The sequence below is a fragment of the Nostoc sp. genome (assembly GCF_036917655.1).
Lineage (GTDB): Bacteria > Cyanobacteriota > Cyanobacteriia > Cyanobacteriales > Nostocaceae > Nostoc.
Genome location: NZ_JBALCY010000009.1, coordinates 384,527 through 400,777, shown reverse-complemented (window position 1 = coordinate 400,777; position 16,251 = coordinate 384,527). Strand labels below are relative to the sequence as shown.

The 16,251-nt window shown below is 39.4% G+C and carries 19 protein-coding genes; 3 read left to right on the top strand and 16 right to left on the bottom strand.

The annotated features are described in order from the left end of the window. Positions 1-279 precede the first annotated feature (279 nt). Together V7K30_RS06170 and V7K30_RS06165 are read left to right on the top strand one after the other, a co-directional pair. Positions 280-1,221, top strand: coding sequence for an N-acetylmuramoyl-L-alanine amidase (locus V7K30_RS06170; protein ID WP_334998110.1), 942 nt, complete (start codon positions 280-282; stop codon positions 1,219-1,221). 156 nt (positions 1,222-1,377) lie between these two features. Next, the gene (locus V7K30_RS06165) at positions 1,378-1,581 is read left to right on the top strand and encodes a hypothetical protein (protein WP_334998107.1); all 204 of its coding nucleotides are present in this window, start codon (positions 1,378-1,380) and stop codon (positions 1,579-1,581) included. Positions 1,582-2,120: 539 nt separating this feature from the next. Here the strand turns inward: V7K30_RS06165 and V7K30_RS06160 are convergent. Then, positions 2,121-3,776, bottom strand: coding sequence for a mechanosensitive ion channel family protein (locus V7K30_RS06160; protein WP_334998105.1), 1,656 nt, complete (start codon positions 3,774-3,776; stop codon positions 2,121-2,123). Beyond that, positions 3,730-4,458: a hypothetical protein gene (locus V7K30_RS06155; RefSeq protein WP_334998103.1), complete on the bottom strand. Its 729-nt coding sequence runs from the start codon at positions 4,456-4,458 to the stop codon at positions 3,730-3,732. Before V7K30_RS06155 ends, V7K30_RS06160 begins: the two co-directional genes overlap by 47 nt. Positions 4,459-4,508: 50 nt before the next feature. On the opposite strand from V7K30_RS06155, the gene V7K30_RS06150 reads away from it, so the two are divergent. Then, complete coding sequence (locus V7K30_RS06150) at positions 4,509-4,823, top strand: AAA-like domain-containing protein (protein ID WP_334998101.1); 315 nt, start codon at positions 4,509-4,511, stop codon at positions 4,821-4,823. Here the strand turns inward: V7K30_RS06150 and cas6 are convergent. From cas6 to V7K30_RS06080, 14 genes are all read right to left on the bottom strand, one after another. Further along, positions 4,820-5,965: a CRISPR-associated endoribonuclease Cas6 gene (gene cas6 / locus V7K30_RS06145; protein ID WP_334998099.1), complete on the bottom strand. Its 1,146-nt coding sequence runs from the start codon at positions 5,963-5,965 to the stop codon at positions 4,820-4,822. The genes V7K30_RS06150 and cas6 overlap by 4 nt on opposite strands. A 327-nt stretch (positions 5,966-6,292) precedes the next feature. Next, positions 6,293-6,697 (bottom strand): hypothetical protein, encoded by a 405-nt coding sequence (locus V7K30_RS06140; protein WP_334998097.1) that lies wholly within the window; start codon positions 6,695-6,697, stop codon positions 6,293-6,295. A 29-nt stretch (positions 6,698-6,726) separates the two neighbouring features. Next, positions 6,727-7,224 (bottom strand): hypothetical protein, encoded by a 498-nt coding sequence (locus V7K30_RS06135; protein WP_334998095.1) that lies wholly within the window; start codon positions 7,222-7,224, stop codon positions 6,727-6,729. Further along, positions 7,221-7,463: a hypothetical protein gene (locus V7K30_RS06130; protein ID WP_334998093.1), complete on the bottom strand. Its 243-nt coding sequence runs from the start codon at positions 7,461-7,463 to the stop codon at positions 7,221-7,223. Before V7K30_RS06130 ends, V7K30_RS06135 begins: the two co-directional genes overlap by 4 nt. Before the next feature lie 407 nt (positions 7,464-7,870). Further along, positions 7,871-8,503, bottom strand: a complete 633-nt coding sequence (locus V7K30_RS06125; RefSeq protein ID WP_334998091.1) for a hypothetical protein — start codon at positions 8,501-8,503, stop codon at positions 7,871-7,873. A gap of 2 nt (positions 8,504-8,505) precedes the next feature. After that, entirely contained in the window at positions 8,506-9,576 is a 1,071-nt protein-coding gene (locus V7K30_RS06120) for an RAMP superfamily CRISPR-associated protein (protein WP_334998089.1), read from the bottom strand. Further along, positions 9,573-10,127 carry a hypothetical protein gene (locus V7K30_RS06115; RefSeq protein ID WP_334998087.1) on the bottom strand — a complete coding sequence of 185 codons (555 nt, stop codon included), beginning with the start codon at positions 10,125-10,127 and terminating at the stop codon, positions 9,573-9,575. Before V7K30_RS06115 ends, V7K30_RS06120 begins: the two co-directional genes overlap by 4 nt. Next, positions 10,124-11,074, bottom strand: a complete 951-nt coding sequence (locus V7K30_RS06110) for an RAMP superfamily CRISPR-associated protein (RefSeq protein ID WP_334998085.1) — start codon at positions 11,072-11,074, stop codon at positions 10,124-10,126. The genes V7K30_RS06115 and V7K30_RS06110 overlap by 4 nt, the downstream gene beginning before the upstream one ends. A gap of 31 nt (positions 11,075-11,105) precedes the next feature. Then, positions 11,106-11,726, bottom strand: a complete 621-nt coding sequence (locus V7K30_RS06105; protein WP_334998083.1) for a hypothetical protein — start codon at positions 11,724-11,726, stop codon at positions 11,106-11,108. 19 nt (positions 11,727-11,745) lie between these two features. Further along, positions 11,746-12,612 (bottom strand): type III CRISPR-associated RAMP protein Csx7, encoded by an 867-nt coding sequence (gene csx7 / locus V7K30_RS06100; RefSeq protein ID WP_334998172.1) that lies wholly within the window; start codon positions 12,610-12,612, stop codon positions 11,746-11,748. A gap of 7 nt (positions 12,613-12,619) precedes the next feature. Next, positions 12,620-13,762 carry a putative CRISPR-associated protein gene (locus tag V7K30_RS06095; protein ID WP_334998081.1) on the bottom strand — a complete coding sequence of 381 codons (1,143 nt, stop codon included), beginning with the start codon at positions 13,760-13,762 and terminating at the stop codon, positions 12,620-12,622. Positions 13,763-13,802: 40 nt separating this feature from the next. Next, positions 13,803-14,312, bottom strand: a complete 510-nt coding sequence (locus V7K30_RS06090) for a hypothetical protein (RefSeq protein ID WP_334998079.1) — start codon at positions 14,310-14,312, stop codon at positions 13,803-13,805. Between the two features lie 2 nt (positions 14,313-14,314). Next, positions 14,315-15,544: a type III-D CRISPR-associated RAMP protein Csx10 gene (csx10, locus tag V7K30_RS06085; protein WP_334998077.1), complete on the bottom strand. Its 1,230-nt coding sequence runs from the start codon at positions 15,542-15,544 to the stop codon at positions 14,315-14,317. Next, positions 15,541-16,251, bottom strand: coding sequence for an RAMP superfamily CRISPR-associated protein (locus V7K30_RS06080; protein WP_334998075.1), 711 nt, complete (start codon positions 16,249-16,251; stop codon positions 15,541-15,543). Before V7K30_RS06080 ends, csx10 begins: the two co-directional genes overlap by 4 nt.

The window sequence follows — 16,251 nt, the reverse complement described above, 5'->3', positions numbered from 1 at the left end:
TCAATTTATTGCAACAATCACCGGATTATTCTCGATTTTGATAAATTATGAGGGTTGTGTTTTTTATTCCAAAAAACCTTGCAATAACGCGGGTTTTACCACATAAAATCTGCTGAAAAAGTTCGTAAAAAAACTTATTTTATTTACCAGCGTAGTAATACTTAAAATAATGCGGACATTGCTAACAAGTACTTCAACAAATTTATTAACAAAACTTTGTCTCTATAATTGGATGAGTTTTGAACTAGTGTAAAAAGTAAGTAAGTTGAGGATAAAATCATGAAATTTGGAATTGATAGCGGGCACAATTGTCCACCAGACACAGGAGCCAACGGGATTAAATTTGAGGATAATTTAACTCTAGATGTCGGTAATAGAGTTATAGCCAAGTTAAGAGCTTTAGGCAATGAAGTCGTAGTATGTAAACCAAGTAGTGCTCGGACAGTAACTGAATCACTTTCAAAAAGATGTGCGACAGCGAATGGTAGTAAAGTAGATATTTACGTTTCGATTCATTTTAACTGTTTTAACGGACAAGCTAATGGCACAGAAGTATATGCAACTAGCGATACAGGGACAAAAATCGCTAAACCTGTATTAGATGAAATCGTCAAGTTAGGATTTTTTAATCGTGGTGTTAAAAGTGGTTCTCACTTGTATGTTCTCAAAAACACAGATATGCCTGCAATTCTTGTAGAATGTTGCTTCCTCGATTCGCAAAAAGATATGAATCTTTTTAATCCAGAAGCAACGGCTAATGCGATCGTTAAAGGCTTAACTGGTAAAGTGCCAAGTACTCCTGTTAAGCCTGTACCAGATGAAGAGGAGAACATAGATACAACTGTTCTCAGACTGCAAAAAGCCTTAAATAGACTCAAAATAACTGATAAAAATGGTAAGACATTAGTGGAAGATGGCTTCACCGGGGGTAACACCAAATCTGCCGTAGAAAAATTTCAGACCATCATCGGGGTTCAGCCGACTGGAATTGCTGATGAAACTACATGGAATGCCATAAATATAATTTTGGCAAAACGAATTATCAGACCAAACCATGCTGGTGGTGCGGTTGTTAGATACTTACAATACCGTTTAGGTGTTGAGCCTGATGGCGTCTACGGGCCGGAAACAGAGGTTGTAATTAAGAACTTTCAAAAGCAAAATGGTTTAGATGCCGATGGCATTATTGGGCCTGCTAGCTGGCAGAAATTAATTGGTTAGATTGAGGGGTAAGTATTGTTCTTAGTTGGGGCTTTAGCGAAGACAGCCCCAACTAAGAACTTATCAAAGCAAACTTCACAGACTAGTAGATTTGGAGTTCATAAACCCGGTTTATTTTGGCGAAATCAATAGTTCTACAAAAAATTTGACATCAGGGTGCATAAAAAAATCGGCGTTGCAGAACAGTGGGATGAATTGGGGAAAGCAGGGGGGGAATTTTGGAAGTTGCTAAATCATCTCGTAAATATACAACGCCAAAAAATCAAGGTCAACCTATTGCGCTATGAAATCAAAACTAGTCGTCGGGGACAGCAAGTCAATCAATTGCTGGAAAATAAACGCTTGAAGCCGTTGACCTAAAATAATTAAAAGAAGTAACCAGGGCGTAGGAAGTCACCTATGCTGCTGACAGGAATATGTTCAACTTAACCAGGTTTGCGTTTGATAAGTATCAATCGGACTTGGTAACAGGTAATTTCCTATCGCTCTGGTGCTTTTTTGGCGGTGAAGTTTCGCCAAAAGTATAAAAGTAAAGGGCTTTTCAAGCGTATAGCAATTGTTACTACTTTGTTGTATAAGTGGACACAATTTTTCTGGGTTTAAAATTTCTTTCCTATGTCATATTCTGTCCAGATCATTACTTGTTAAAAAACTCTCCGCGTCCCCCCGGCGATCAGGATGATAATTATTCAACCAGACTCGATATCATATCAAGCCTATTACATGGCGGAAGTTTGCCTACCTTTAAGCAGTTGCTCAGAGCAACTTGTCTTGTTAATTGGGATGGTAGCTGGATTTTTGCCAAGCTGTACTAGCGGTTTCTACCACCCACAGTAAAGGCGTTGCAGTGTAACGTCTTTAAATTATCGATAGGCAAATTATTTTATACCTAAAATTCATCACCCTAGTGTATAGATATAAGCTTGTCTCAAGCGCCGTACCATTTCTCGACGCACCTCATTTTGGACGCGGTTTCCCCGCCGCCAGTGTTCTAACTGAATATTATCAACGTAGAACCTCACAGAAAATTGTATAGCAGATCCTTGGATATCAGTTAGCTGAACTTGTGGTTCTTTCCAAGCAGTATTAGACTCTTTAAAACTATCATTTAGCCATTCGACAAATTTTACTGAATAGTCATCTAATCTGGTTTCATCTACTCCTGGATTTGATATTTTTTGAAATAATTTATTCAGTTTTATTTTCAAAAGGTCAATTTTTTGTTCCCATTCATCTGGTAAAAGATGTTGGTCTTCAATTACTAAATCAGGATCTTTTAACCAAGTTTGATACCATTGGCGAATTAAGCTAATCAGGGTTTGTTTTCCAGTCTGTTCTTGTTCTTCTTCTAGACGCGATCGCAGCCGTTTTCCCTTCCGTTCTGTAATGACTACCAGCCCCACAAGACTCATTATTTCTAGATAATTTTTCTGGAGAATTATCAGTTCTTCTGAATTCAATCCACCCTTTTCTAGCTTCTTAACTTCTCTCACAAAATCTCCAAATGCTTGTTCAACTTTTTGCAGTTGGCTGTTCACATCTTTTTCAACTAATAAACGCAGCCGTCCAGCTTCTTTTTTTGATAGTTTATCGCCCTCTGCTTCTCTCAATGCAGCAAAACTGTCTAAGTACTGAATTTTTTCATCAAGATCACCCAATGTGTCTGGATGTCCGACGATAATTTGTTGTAGAATGTTTGTTGCTACAACTGCATCAGCATCAACTCTAACTGATACTTTAATTGTATAAGCGTAGTGAGTTGTAGGACGACTAAGATTGACTATATTTTGACCTCCCAAAGTCGTGTTTGGTGTATATACTTCGCAATGTTCATTAATCAGATACAGCTTTGTCACCCGGATGCCAATGTGTTTGATAATTGCAATCGAACCATCTGGCATGGAGATGACATCTCCAAATCTAAAGGGTGTATCAACTAACAAAACTAACCCGCTGAAAAAATCGCTTAAAATATCTTTTACTGCCAATCCCAACACTATAGTAATACTACCTATTGCTAACCCGATTCCTGTTAAATCAACCCCAATGGTGCTGAAAAACAGAGATATTCCAATTACGTAAGTGATGACTGGGATAAAATTTTGTAGGAGTGGGATTAATACGTCATCCCAAACAGCCTCAGTTTTCCGAGCGTAGTCTTTTAAGTAGTAGACTGCTACTTCCGTAAATAACAAAGTTATCCCGTAAGTGAAAGCAAGAATTAGGAAAGCCGTGAGTCCTCGATCAATCCAAGTAATAATTCCCCCTGATCCTAGTTGAGTCAGCGAGAGTTTTAGACTGGCAAGGATAAAAATAGCGATCGCAGGGATTTGTAAAATACCAAGGATGAACAGGGCTGTATCTTTTTCTGTGCGCCGAAAAAACGATCGCAATAGATAGAACAGTAATATGTAGAGGATGAAGAAAACAACTATGGATGCGCCGAATGTATAGAAGAAAAAGCTAATTTGTGCGCCCGTTGGTAAAGTCGGGGGTGGTGGTACGACGCTAGTTGATGTAGATTTTGCCGCTTCGGCGATGAGGGTATAATTCATTGGTGTCTACTTCAAGTATTGCAATTTCAAATAAGTTGTTGAAGAAATATTGCTTGATAATTCGCGAACCAAAAATTGCGACATTGGCGATTAACTGCACCTGCTGAATCACCAATGTTGCCATGCAGACATAAATTACAAATTCTAGACACCGCTTTAAAAAGGGTATCAGGTGTCGGAGGCGATCGTAGTATCTCAAAAGGTTATCAGGGTTTGAGTATCTGATGCTGAGAGCATCTAGACTATCAATGATCGCAGTGACTGCTTTGAGTATAAGCAACTCGACGGCAATAATTAGATAGATTCCCAGCGCGATGTACAGATATTCCGAAACCGTTGCTGGCAACTTGAGAAACTGGGCACACAAAATGACAGCCCACAGCCAGATTCCACTGCTGATTCTGTGATAGAGGGCGGTAAAGAAAGCATCAATACTTTCATCATCGGCAGTATTTTTTTCTAAGTTCTTGGCGCGAGTGTTCGCTACCTTCAGCCAATATTTCAGGAATTTCAGTGCGATCGCCCCTAAAATTAAAGTGCCAATGCTCTGAGCTATGCCAATTCCTAGAGTTACCCAAAATCCTGATGAGATACGCTCAAGCAATAAGAGCGTGTATTGCTGAAGGTTTTCGCCGCGATAAACTAGATAACTATTAGCACTAACAATCAGAATGCACGACACCAATCAGATTCAGCAGTGTTTGCCAACCTCGATAAATTTTTACGCTGGCTTTGTATCACGTTTCTCAAGGAAAATTCACCCTAAAGCAGCTATTGCAACAGGCCGCCACTGAGTCGGGAATTTATAACGACCACTTACGGCGACTCTTAGCAGCACTTCAAGATGAGCCAGAACTGGGTGCTGTGGTTAAACAGTTAATTGCTGTACAATATCATATAAAATTAGAATCCATACTCGCTTATAAATTAGAAAGTATAGGTTTAGTGAAACTGGGGGGCGATCGCGTTAACTTTTCGTGTGAATTGTATCGTCTGTATTTTGCCCAAGTAAACTTCGGTGCAGAAGAAAAGCGTACTTGCTATTAAGGTTGATTGACATTATCCTTGAGCGCCCGCCGAGCTAACTTTACGTAAGTTTTCACAGTAGCGTAAGGCATTTCTAAATCTTGAGATATAACCTGCAATGATTCTCCCATCTCCCGGCGTGCTAAGATAGTTGCCCAAGTACAAGCAATTTTATCAGTGCGATCGCCTCCTGTGCGTTTTCGTTGTGCGGTGAATAGCGCTGTCAATTCATCAATGCGTTCTCCCAGCAGATTTGTTAGCACTTGAGTGGGTAAGCTTACCTCTGGTTCCACCCAATCTAAGCGAGTTTGTCCCAGTCCAAAAGTAGTTTTGTGTCCCGTACCGCAGTAGGGAGCGAGTTGAGCCAAAGCATAAAACAACCGGGTAAACTCAGAGTTAGCCAAAGCTGCCTTACTCAAACCACAGGACATTACCCCTGTGAACCCAGTCACCGAACCCCGCTTACCAGCTGCTACCTTCATCGATTCCAAGCGATGCTGATGGATAATTACCCCTTCATCTATCCAGTCGAGAAAAGGTTCTTGTTCGATTGGAATTCCCGAAAAGTCATTCCAGCGACGCAAGTAGCTATGGAAGAGATTAATCGGCACCGGGAGGGGAAAATGATGACCCTTGCGGCGAAAGCTGGTAGGTGAGACAAAGCTGAAATTGACGTTAGAGGGTTTCTCTGGTAGTAACTGCAATAGTTGCGCGTAAGTAGTAGGTGAATGGGCGATACTCACCTGTTTTATCTGAAGGGGAGCATCTCTTAAGTCCAATATTTGGGGCAGTTGGGCTAACCATCGCTTGAGAAACTGCACCACTCTAGGAGATAAAGCATTGACATGCCAGCGGTAAATTTGCTTGGCTTGCAGTTGGAGTTGTCTACCACTGGCGAGGAGTTGACCTGACAGCGCCGAAATATTGAAGGGCTTTTCCGACTCCCCATTGTGCAGATATGCAGAAAGTTCTGGGTTGAGTTGCCGTACTTGGTCAAGAAACCAGGCATGGAGTCCAATCGTGTACTGAGAGTATAGGCAAGTGGAAGTGGTTGGCTCAAGGTCAAACACCAATCCTACCAGTTCAGTATCATCCGCCCATGTGGGAAGGGACTCTGACTGTGGCTCGGTTTTGCGTCTAGTAGATGTAGCTGCTTTTGGCATCGCTGATTGCTATGCAAACGATGTGAAATATTGTACTCAATTTCCGTCCCCTTGGGGGGAGAAAGAGCGTTGATCTTATTATTTGCGTCCCCTTGCGGGGATTTTGTTAGGGGAAAGATTACAACTTGGAAGGTATCTGCCAAAGCTTATCTGGAGTTTTAGTCCCCTTGCGGGGAAGAGAGATGAGAGATTGAATATCTCAATCATATAGCATCTCACGGATTAATGTTTCCGTCTCCCTATGGAGCCAGTCTGGCAACAGTACTTGACTGTTAGTCAGCATGTGACGGGTGTTAGTTTCCGTCCCCTTACAAGGATTTTTTCGAGTTAGCTACCTAATAGTTGCTTAAGTTGCTGTAACTTCTGAAAGGATTCTCTAACTGCAAATTTATTTTCACTATAATACATTTTTGCATTGGTAGGTAGACCTTGTAGATATCTAGCTTTTCGACTCTCACGTTCTAAGTAAAGATAGGCTACACGTAAATTTGAGTTACCTAGTCTTTTGGTAAGGTCATCAACATATCTTCGGCGAGTTGTATGGCGGGATTCATTATCTTCTTCCTGGTATTCTTGGTGTATGTCACACCCCTTAACACAACCATAGTGTTCTACCCAATGCAACGCTGCATAAAAGCACATGATTATTGCCCAATCTGGATAATTGCTTTCAATACTACGTGCTGCTTTTTCATTGCTTTTAGCTTGCTCAAGGTAGCGGTCACAAGTCATTTTTGTGTCAAATCTTGGCTAGAGGTAATTTAATGCTCAACTAATTTTAGAGGAGGACTTGACCAAGTTCGTATAATTACCTCTGCACGTTGTCTGTTATGGGAATCCACAATTACCTTGCTAGTGTCTCTAAGTAGAGAAAGTTTACTTACTACTTCAGCATGAAAATACCACTTTTCACCAGAGTCATCTCGTAACTTCCATTCATAGTCAATCACTATATTTTGCACTTGCTCCCAGACTTCATATGATAATTCAGCCGATAATTCAGTTTCTGGCTGCAACTCTAGTTCAAAATCAATATTGTGGAGGTCTGGGAATCTTGGGGCTACAGCCCTTACTCTTTTTACATTGGCTACTTCAGCTAATTTCTGTGCCAATTCTTGTATTTCAGGAACTATATCAGGTCTTGTTGATTTGTCTGATTTAATTAAGCGTAAATCAGATGAACGAACTGTACGCCAAATCGTATTTGTCTTGAAGATTTGTACCAAACGCTTTTTTGTTGAGTTCCTGCTTAAAATCATCCTTCATCCTTTAAAAATTCATTTAAACGGTCTTTCAAGAAGGCAGCCTGTTGTCGAGTAAATGCAAAGTTACTTATCGGAAGTGCTGGTGATGTTGAATCTGGCTCACCATCCGTAAATGGGGTTTCTGATAGCATTCCTGCTATTAAAATTCCATTCTCACTATCAATTGCTACTCTTACACCAGTGACTAAGTATACTTTGCTCTTACTTTGCTCACTCATGAATTGTTCTTTCACCTTATTTACTTTTCTGTGTGTGAACAGGGGAGCGGAAATGCAGTCAGTTGGCACTGATTTTAGCAATCTCCTTTATTTTAAGGCAGCTTTACTCAAAGTAGAGCTTGCCTATAAGTCAACTCGTCCCTACGAACAGCCTACACTTTAAAGGGCATAGTCGTTGACAGTTGAGTGATTGGCTGAGTAGCTGGTAAAAAAGGTGTAATTATATACTGAGTAAAAGAATAATACTGCTTTGGAAAAGATTCAGAAGTCGTCGATACAGAATATAAGTCTAGTACTGTGAAGTTTGACCTTGATTCATTCATACAGCATCAATTCCCTTTATAAGTTTAGCTTTCATTGTAGCATATTTTGGCAGTTTTGTAGTAGTTGTAAACACATGTACTACAAAACTGAATACTGAACTATCCTACACACTTAACACTTTTAATGCTGCCATCTTCCTTTAGAGATATGATTTTCACCTTAACTGTGTGCCCTTCCTGAAGGAAAGTAGCTTTCTTAGGTTCTTTCTCGGTTAGCTTAATTGTTCCCAGTATCTCATAAGTAACCTTGTTACCATTTATTTTGGTAACTTTTGCCTCTAATATCTGGTCAACTTTAAAGTCTTGGGATTGAGCAACTTTGCTAATTTCCGCCTGTCGCACTGACTCTACAGATGGAGGTTGAATTTCCCCAATTGGGCCTGCGTCTTTGTAGTAACGCATCAAACGAGATACCCAGCCCAATATTTGCAGTATTGTGTAGGCATCTTGAGCATTTTTGAGATAATCACTACAAGCTTTATCAATACTGCGGTAATAATCTGTAGTTCTACCACTGTGCCCAATTTGTCTACCATTACTCACTAAGGTTTTCAGATACTTGAAAAACCTGGAAGTAGCATCTGGTTGGTGAATGGATGCACGGAGATAAGCAACTGTTTTCCCTAACTCGTTTACATCTGTATTTTCTTTGACCAAAGTTTGAGCGATCGCATGAGCAATTTCCCACTGTGCATCTGTCAGGGTTTCTGAGGTAAATTCAACGATAGTCATGATTAGTACATTCCAGATGGGGGTTCGCGATCGCTTGGGTAGCGCAGCACAGCCGTAAGTTCGTCTAGTTGGGGTTGCTGAATCAGGCGCGAGTAAGCCGCTTGGATTTGTGTTTGCATAAACGGTTGTAAAGTATCCCCGATTAACTCATCAGATTCATTGAGTTGATAGGCAGAATATCGCTTTTGCAGACTTTGCGATCGGGCAATTTTGTCTATAGTTACTGTCATCGTTCCCATCCCAATCGGCTTACCGCCACCTACTTTTAAAGCAATGGGACACTTAGAATCTTGTCCTAATACAATCAACAAAGTTCCTAACTCTTCTGGTAGCAAATTCTTGAAGTTTAATTTAGTTTTGAAGATGTATTCTCTTCCCGCTTGCTGTACAGGAATACCAGAATTTTGCCCTTTATCAATTGCTCTAATAGTGTTGTAGTAAAATTTACGTCCTGCAAGTCTACCTTGAATAAAGTATGCACTACTTTCATCTGGACGGGGACGATATAACGAAGGCATAAATCCTGTAGAAAAGCCTATACCTTCACATTTGGCATCGTTGAAATCAAGCAAACCTTGCCAATTTAACGCCCCGAATACTCTACTAGCTGGGCAAAGTTTTTCCTTATCATTACAAGGTAAACGCTCATTTGGATATTTATTATCTCTTTTATACTTAGAAGTAATTACTGCCAAAGTGCTGTTAGTAATCGCTTCATATACAGACCTGATGCACCCTTTGAGGGAACTACCTTGAATGGAGAGCTTTTGGTCAACACCCTGTACCATTGTTTTGATTAAGGGAATGCGGTTGTTGCCAATATCGCTACCCATGACAACTACTCCGGTGGAGACGTGGAGCGATGTCTGCACTTTTAGGGTAAGATATAGGGTGCCATGCAAGCGATCGCTAAAATATTTATGATGTCCAACAGGACGCTGTAAATTAGGTTTTTCTTTAGGGAAAGATACAAATTCATAAGGTTTCGGTGCAAGTTCCGGCGATGAACTCCCACCACTAGAACGGTTAGGTCTACTTGGTGGCTGAGGTCTTTGAGGACGATTAGCAGTCATTTTTGGGTCGCCTCCTCTACGGTTAGAGCAACAAATTGCACAGTCGAGGTTTCATTATCTATAAAATAACGTTGAGCTAATTTGGGCTTATTGTTCTTTTCTTGTTGCAGCCGAATGTCTAAGCCATTTGGGAAAATCAGCTTTTTAGGAAATCGTGTTTCATCGGGACGATATCCATAAGCGGGATATCCATAAGATGGAAAAACTTTAGGATTACTAGGCTCAATTTTCCAAGCTTCTATTTCTTTACCTGCTTTTTTAATTCTTTCTTTGAGAGGAATAAAATCATCATGGTTGTCAGCAATTGTCAGTAACAAGACTTCATAAGTATTTTGGCACTTGTACTTCCATCTCAATTCACACTTTTGATTGAACATCTGCCCTTCAGTCATGGGAAAGTTAGCTTCTGTAGGCGGCTGTTCTTGAATTCCACTAACTTGATGAGTCCAACGCAAAAAATAGTAACTAGGTTCAGTTGCCAATTTTACGATTAACTCTAGCAGTTTAGCTACTGATAAATGTTCTTTTTTATAACCAACAAAAGGTTTCATTTTGACCCCACAAGTAGACTACTCCAAGACCTAACGCCTCGCTCAAACAAATCATTAACTGTACCTTCTTGCCAAGTAAGTTGCACTCCAAAACCCAAATCCATTTCTTGTGCAGCAACAGGTGTATCTTGGCTATCTGGTTTAGGGAAACTATATAATTTTGCTTCTTCTGGTTCTAAAAACTCTCCAGCACCTAACAGAAAAGTCTTATTCCATTGCTTTTGACTACCAAGGGCGTGAATTTGTCGTTTATCTTCCGACAAAACGCAACCTGGATATTGCACAACGGCTGAGTTTAATTTCACCTGCACAGTACCTAATCCGCGAGATTTTGCAAAACCTAAACCAAACCAGCCATCATCTAAATCTCGCAATACTAAACCAATTAAACCTAATTGTGCCAAAGTGAAATTCTTCAGATGAATTTTGGTCTGAAATTCTCCAGCCGTGCAAACTTGATAATTAAAAGGCCCAACAGCTACAGAACCAAACACTCTATCAATTGCTACGCCATTACGTTCTTCAATTTTGAGAGGCTGAGATTTATCAGGATATGCATCTTCAATTCTCACACGGCTAGCAATGGAAGTATTACCAAACATTTTGTCTGTAAAACTAGAGAGTTTGTAAATCTCTGGTGCTGATTTTTGCTGGAGATAATCGTATTTATCACTCAACGGATCATTAGCCCAAAGTATATCCGAACTATTTGGATCGCGTCTGTCTTTACCAACTGTTCTAACAATGCGTTCTGCATGGGCGCGGATTGCTCCCTTTAAACTGCTTCCAGGTAAATATATAGAACGTCCACCAGCATGATAGGTTTCCACAAATTCCATATCAGGCTTAGTCGGATCAGCCCCTTCTTTACCAGATTTAATCAGAATTGGCCCGTCGGGGATTAAGGTTAAATGAATCGTGCAATGATTTACAAATCTTTTATGCATAAATAAATTGAGTAGAGATAAAGCTAGAATATTAAGCAGCTACGAGATTCTTAAGCTGCAATTCACATTGTTGAAATATGAAATTGACAACAGCAAAGAGTTTATCTAATTCATAAATGGTATATGGTACGATATTTCTAGTAAAGACTTCTGCTTCTAGCTTGCCAAATTGCCATGAAGCTCCATTAGAAACAATGCCAAAGATAATTATTTTTAATTCAGCATTAAGCCTTTGAGCAGCAATCATTTCTGCTAAACATTGCGCCCAACCAGTTTCAAATTTATCCTGTTTTGCTTGTACTAATATGAAGTATGGCTTATCAAATACCACTTTTCCTAAAGGGGATTTTTTAGCCAAAATGTACTCAGGAAAACCTGATAATTTTTCGTCATAATTTAATGAATGATGACCCCATAAAATAAACTGACTGCGGTAGCACTTCCAAACTTCTTTAAGGACTGGATAAATCAGATTTTCACAAATAGAAAACTCTGAGTTATCAACAACACCGTCCCGCATCATAGTTTCTAAATCTTCCCGGAAGTAGTCAGAGACATTAAACTCAGCTTCAGCGATAAAATTAGCTTCTGTGTAGAAAACCTGAAATGCTTTGAGGACTTCCCCGATGGTTTTGTAACTACTAAAAGCCATATTGACCTCCTCAAGATTTTTATGTTGCTTCAACTGTGGAATTATTAGTTACATTCTCTCTTAAATGAGTGATAAGAGCATTAGTCCAAGTCTGCTTAGACTGCTTACCGTCTTTATAACTCGATATGTCATCAATTGTATTACTGCTGACTAATTCTTGTAGGTATGTCAGTAACTTTTCTGGGTCGTTGTTGACATCAAACCAGTGCATTTTGTTAATTTCTAGTTTAACCACACCCAAGCCACGCGATCGCCCTCCACCCAGAGGTATTTGTTCTGTCTCAAACTGGTGCAAACCAATCATCAATAAACCCAGTTCCCAAGGTTCTGCATTCTCTACTACAGCCTTAAAGTCAAACTGTGTACTAGCCGGAACTACTTGGAAATCGTAAAGTTTACCATCTGCGGCTGTTTCGGTGTCTCTATCAATTGCTACACCGTCTCTTTCTTGGTATTGTCCAAACCAGGTATCAGGTATTACTGTTAAATCCCGGACTTGGAACTTACTAGCAATCCAGGGAGAACCAAACAGGTGAGATACTAAATCTGTATGCTTAAGAATTTCAGCAGTCAACGCTTCGTCATTATTGTAATTATCTTTTAACTGCTTCATTTCCTGGGATGTGATTGACCATTCATCTTCAATTGCTGGATTTGCAACCAATTTGCGATTATTTCCCACAATACCTCGGAGGAAACTTTCTAAGCGCGATCGCAATGCTCCTTTAAAGCTAGAACCTGGTATTAATGGATTACCCAAGGCATCTTTAATTACAGGTAAATCAGACCCTATCGGCTCACTGGAGCGACCTGCACTAATACGTAATGCTGTAATTGTGGTGAGTGCACCTGTAATTTCTAGGCGATTTATGAATGTGTCAAACATAAGATTATTAGGGGTTGTCGTTGACATAATCATGCTCTCCATAATGGCGTAAATGGAGTTTGTTATCTTTAGCAATACAACTTACACGCCAACCAGTATTTTTAACATAAAAATGGTCTATATGATTACTTTTTCCTCCTTCATACCTAGTAAAATTCAATCTTCTATCAAAACGAGTTGTATCACCATTGAACTTGATAATTGAGGCAGATACTTCAGCCAGTGTTTCCTGTAAATCTATTTTTCTCTGCTCATTAACATTATTTTTCGTATAATCATTATGGAAAGATTTTTCATATACCAAATAAGGAAAAAGGAGTAATTCTCCTGGTAATAAATTACGTTTACAATTATTCCAAATCAATCTCCCCCAGTGACTCAAGGTTGCTTCTTCTCCATCTATGAAAAGTAATGTTTCAGGCACATCTTGAAGTTCTGATAGTTTAATCCATATACCTACTTGTGATGCCATTAAACTAAAAAGAACTGGTTTAACTACAGATTCATCAATACGAATAGGTAGACGGGGAATCTTAATAACTTCTGAACTATTCTCAAATATATAAATCATCTCATGAGCTTGATAAAACATTGCTATTGTATTGACGTATCCTTGTAAAGCTTTAAAACCACCAACAAGGTTAAAACAGATTCTATAATCAGACTCCCTATAGCCGGGAATTATTTCATCCATCCATTTGAGTAATTCATCAATACCGTTAGTAAATTTTTCTGTACTTTCAGTTGAAAGTTCTTTAGGTGAAAAAATATCAACGATAAGACCTTTGCTTTGTAAAAAATCTCTAACAATTGCTGCTGCAATTAGACCTTGCGCCGTATCAGTAGTGATTAGCCAGTGCATATCATTACTACCTTGATTTAGTTGCTCGTTGTACAAGCCATAAATACCATTGAGTTCAGCACTAGCCTCTCTAATTTCTAGAGTGTTGCTATCATTAAGCTTCTTTTCAGCCCTATTCTTTAACTCTGTAACGATACTTGTAACTTCTGAATAATCACTATTAATTTGTTCATGGGTACAGTTAGCAGTTATCTCTAAAGATTCTATCCAATTTTTCGGATCAATCCTTTGACGAATTTGATTAGTAAGTATACTCGTGCCAACAGTTGAAATAACAAGACGGGGCATAATTTTTTCTTTTGCGTTACATTTAAGCCAATATTTCTGTTTATTTATTTAAATTACTTTCCCCTACCAAGGCCGTATGTTCTCGCGCTAGATAGCCTAAATAGAGTTGTGCAAGTTTAAGGTGAATATCTTTTTTAAGCCGTTCTTGATTTTGCTTATCTTCTATATACGGCTCTAAAACATTACCTTTATAAATATCTTTTCTCAGTCTTTGTAAAATTTCTTGGGCATCTTGAATTAAGTTATTAAGGTCTTCAACTAATGCTGCGGCAAACACTTCCTTATCTTTGGGAGTTGTCCAAATAGGGCTAGAACCATTGCGACCGACCTGATAACGAATATAGTTTTTTATTACCTCAATAGAAGAAGTAGAATCAGTAGCAACAGCAAGAACGTTCCTAAAAGGTGATTTTTTATCTTTGCTAGCTATTGAGAATTTTTTAGATATTTGTCTGACTTTTCGGATTACTTCATCCATTTGGTTACTGATTTCTTTTTCAAGCCTTAAAGCTAATTTTTCTTTTAAAGAATCATCCAAGAATTCTGTCATTTCTAAACTGCCTCCTCACGCATAATTAAATGAAATTCATCACAAACCCGAACATGACCAAAACCTTCAGAAGTGCGATCGCCTACTCCTTTTACTTCTAAATTTTCTAAAGCTTTTATCCATAAATTTTCCTCAGTCGTACTAAATAGATATACAGACCCCTTATTGGTAATTAACTCCACATCTTTCATCAGTCCCCAACCAGAATTCCAGCCAGAAAGGTAGTCATAGCTGGTATAAGCGGCGTGAAGTTCTAGGGAAGAATCAGTAACGCCTGTTAACTCTTGAAGCATTTCTGGGGAAATCACAGTAGTGCGTCGCCAGTTTTGAGTTAAGATGGCATCAGCTTGTAGATCAAGGGTGAAATAAGTACGATTGTTTGGTAAATATTCTATGGGATTGCCAAAAATATTCTTCCATTCATTCCACCGTTGATGTAATTTCTCATTGAACTGTTTTATTGGATTGGTCACTCTTGGTTTGATTTCTACAGGTAGCTTTGCCTTAATCTTGACTCTTCCTAATCCGCGTGAAGTTGCACCACCTAAACGTAAGTCTTCTTGATGATTATCAATAAAAGCTTGTAGAGATTCTGCTAAATCCTCTGATACAAGGATTGCCCCTACGTATATAATAGGTTTTTCTTTGTTATCTTGAGATTCATTCAAAACTTCAAGGCTGTAAAGAACTCGTTCTTCTGAAGTTGCTCTGCGTCGATTGATGCCAACTCGCGTTAACAGGCGGGTAGTTGCCAAATGGTTATAATATTCGTCGTTAAATTCACTGTAAAAACCACTGAAATTATCGGCTCTATCTCCATCAGTTGGACAATTTGGATCGTAAAACCATTTATAACCTTCAGCACATAAACGGTCAATTAGTGTATCGAAAACACCATTTTTTTCGGGTTTAAAACCAGATTTTGTTTTAGAACTGAGTACAGTTGCAGGTAATACTCTGACATCTTGTTGAATAATAGTATGACCTTCAATTTCTAGATTGCCAGGATAGGCATTTTGAAATATTGCCGGATTTTCACCTAAAAATAGCTCATGAAAATCGTCACCATCACTAATAGATGTATTAGCCCGCTTTAAGATTACAGCAGCGATCGCACCCCGAATTACAGAACCGGGAATGTAGCTTTCGGCTTCACTTACAGAACCACCTGGCTTTTGTCGCCCAATTGCTAAAGCAGACAACGCTTTAATTTCCAAATTAATTCTTTTCACTGCACACCTCCTTTTTCCAGAAAATCCCATGCCGCTTGTTCTAACGGTAAGTTGGGGAATTCCCAATGCAGCCAGCCCAAGCCTGCTGATTTACTACCACCCAAAGCATGAATATGTCGCAGTCCAGCTAAAATTAATGCCCCTGCATAGACTGGCGTACCAAATAGGTGAATATGCCCTGTAAACTTAAGTTGGGCATTGGCTGGCGAGGTTTCTAAAAAGTAGAGTTTTTGTTCTTCGGCGGTGTGGCGGCAGCGATTAATTGTTACACCCGGACGCAGCACCTCTGGTAAGTTATCTGGGTCTTCTGTGCAGATTAGGTCATCAAATATTACACGCGAAGACAAAACTGGATTCCCGAATATTTGACAAATCAGGCAATGATACTGCCTTTCGTAACCTGATACTTGATATTCTGTGCGCTGAAAATTTCCTGTCAAACCTGCCCTTTGGGGACACATTGTTTGCGGGTTGGGAGAAGCACAGACCGCCCAACGCAACCCTCTAGCAATTTTTTCGCATTCGTGGCGTAGGCGACCCTTGAGTTGAGAAGCAGGAATGAGTAAGTTTCTTTCGGAGTTACGGACAATTGGTTTATCTGCAAGTGAACCAGAAGAACCACCTGCACCAACACACAAAGCAGTGTCAATTACAGCCGTAATTGGATATGAGGTGATGGGGTTTGATAACTGCTGGAGATAGATCAT

Bases quoted from the DNA above. Each gene is read 5' to 3' on its own strand.
- V7K30_RS06120 (WP_334998089.1), bottom strand. From the start codon at position 9,576: ATGACTGCTAATCGTCCTCAAAGACCTCAGCCACCAAGTAGACCTAAC.
- cas6 (WP_334998099.1), bottom strand. From the start codon at position 5,965: ATGCCAAAAGCAGCTACATCTACTAGACGCAAAACCGAGCCACAGTCA.
- V7K30_RS06125 (WP_334998091.1), bottom strand. From the start codon at position 8,503: ATGACTATCGTTGAATTTACCTCAGAAACCCTGACAGATGCACAGTGG.
- V7K30_RS06095 (WP_334998081.1), bottom strand. From the start codon at position 13,762: ATGCCCCGTCTTGTTATTTCAACTGTTGGCACGAGTATACTTACTAAT.
- V7K30_RS06170 (WP_334998110.1), top strand. From the start codon at position 280: ATGAAATTTGGAATTGATAGCGGGCACAATTGTCCACCAGACACAGGA.
- V7K30_RS06105 (WP_334998083.1), bottom strand. From the start codon at position 11,726: ATGGCTTTTAGTAGTTACAAAACCATCGGGGAAGTCCTCAAAGCATTT.
- V7K30_RS06160 (WP_334998105.1), bottom strand. From the start codon at position 3,776: ATGAATTATACCCTCATCGCCGAAGCGGCAAAATCTACATCAACTAGC.
- csx7 (WP_334998172.1), bottom strand. From the start codon at position 12,612: ATGTTTGACACATTCATAAATCGCCTAGAAATTACAGGTGCACTCACC.
- V7K30_RS06080 (WP_334998075.1), bottom strand. From the start codon at position 16,251: ATGATCTATCTCCAGCAGTTATCAAACCCCATCACCTCATATCCAATT.
- V7K30_RS06110 (WP_334998085.1), bottom strand. From the start codon at position 11,074: ATGCATAAAAGATTTGTAAATCATTGCACGATTCATTTAACCTTAATC.
- V7K30_RS06115 (WP_334998087.1), bottom strand. From the start codon at position 10,127: ATGAAACCTTTTGTTGGTTATAAAAAAGAACATTTATCAGTAGCTAAA.
- V7K30_RS06090 (WP_334998079.1), bottom strand. From the start codon at position 14,312: ATGACAGAATTCTTGGATGATTCTTTAAAAGAAAAATTAGCTTTAAGG.
- V7K30_RS06135 (WP_334998095.1), bottom strand. From the start codon at position 7,224: ATGATTTTAAGCAGGAACTCAACAAAAAAGCGTTTGGTACAAATCTTC.
- V7K30_RS06140 (WP_334998097.1), bottom strand. From the start codon at position 6,697: ATGACTTGTGACCGCTACCTTGAGCAAGCTAAAAGCAATGAAAAAGCA.